The 1,474-nt window shown below is 36.8% G+C and carries 3 protein-coding genes; all 3 read left to right on the forward strand.

The window, feature by feature from the left end:
* Nucleotides 1–644 (forward strand): IS110 family transposase (locus ASJ81_RS12535; RefSeq protein WP_141241560.1); only part of this gene is annotated, 644 nt, incomplete at its 5' end.
* Complete coding sequence (locus ASJ81_RS12540) at nucleotides 628–870, forward strand: hypothetical protein (protein ID WP_141241697.1); 243 nt, start codon at nucleotides 628–630, stop codon at nucleotides 868–870. The genes ASJ81_RS12535 and ASJ81_RS12540, both read left to right, overlap by 17 nt.
* A gap of 11 nt (nucleotides 871–881) precedes the next feature.
* Nucleotides 882–1,169 (forward strand): transposase, encoded by a 288-nt coding sequence (locus ASJ81_RS12545; protein WP_245860007.1) that lies wholly within the window; start codon nucleotides 882–884, stop codon nucleotides 1,167–1,169.
* Nucleotides 1,170–1,474 lie beyond the last annotated feature (305 nt).

Consider the following 1,474-nt stretch of genomic DNA (forward strand, 5'->3'; position numbering starts at 1 on the left):
AAATTCTTGATCGAGAAATCTCTCAAAGTGCTGCATTCAGACTTCAGATCTGTCTGAAACTCATAAAGAGTATTGATGATGAGATCGAAGCTTTAGAGAAAGAAATTTTCAATTATGCTTATAAAAAGCATAAGCGAGAAATGGAGATTTTAATGTCAGTTCCAGGTATAGGAGAACTTGGTGCGGCAATTTTACTTGCTGAAATAGGCAATTTCAAGGATTTTTCTTCTGGAGATAAGCTTGCTTCCTGGCTTGGTCTGGTTCCTAATGTGTATCAATCTGCAGATAAATACCACAACGGAAGAATCACAAAGAGAGGATCAAAGGGAGCAAGATGGATTCTTACGCAGATTTCTCAAGCAGCGGCAAGAAAGAATAACAGTAAGTTAAAAGAGTTTTTTAACAGGAAAAAGAAGTCAATTGGGCATTCCAAGGCAATTATTGCCTTGGCAAGGAAAATTGCAACGATAATATGGCATCTTATCGTAAACGATGAGATATACGAAGATGGAACTGGATATCAAAAAGGAGAAATTCAAAAGAGGAAGATTGTTGAGACAGAAATATTCTCAGTTGATGAACGAATAAAAATAATTAGTGAAATATTTGCGATAATGGAAAAAGAAGGTGAAGAGAGCACGTGAGGAAGATATCCTCATGTACTTTCATGCTAAATATGGATCTAAGTCAACAGTACATAGATTCCATCTATATCTGTGTGAACATGGTATTTATCAGAAGATTTTCAATGAACTTTTAAACAAAGGTTACGATTTGAATAAAATAGGTCTTTCTCACTGCTTTACTGATACAAAGGATGTTCCGGCTAAAAAAGGGGGAATATCGGTTACGATGGACACAAAAAAATAAAAGGAATAAAAATAAGCGTTTTAGTAGATCTACAGGGTTTACCTCTCTCGATTATTATTGTTCCTGCAAATAAGAATGATTCTACACTTTATATACCTACACTTAAAAATTTTAATATAAAGAGACCTGTAGGAAGGCCTGTTAACAGGCCTTCCAAAGTAACAGCTGATGCAATGTATGATACAGCTAAAATTAGAAAATATAACAGGAGAAGAGGAATAAAGTCCAATATACCAGTAAATAAAAGAAATAGGAAGAAAAAGAAGAGAGGAAGACCAATAAGTGCGACAAGAAGTTAAATCATGAATTGCGGAAACGCTACTCCTTCCATTCGGAGCAATCCTACCAGGATGTGCGTCACTAGTAATGGTGGGGTGCAAAGCTCCTGGGACAATGTGAAGACCTCTGAAAGTCCAATTCAGAATACTTGCTAGGATAAGGGTTCTATGGAGAACGTAAAGTGAATCATTGCAAGAGTCGTTACTTCCAACAAGCGAAACTGGACTTGCGCTTGAACCAAAAGGTACGGAATCAGACTGTAGTGGTTTTATTGACACTATAGGGAATGGACAAACGGTTCCCGGCTTATAGATGACCCCTAAGG

The organism is Methanosarcina spelaei (genome assembly GCF_002287235.1).
Classification (GTDB): domain Archaea; phylum Halobacteriota; class Methanosarcinia; order Methanosarcinales; family Methanosarcinaceae; genus Methanosarcina; species Methanosarcina spelaei.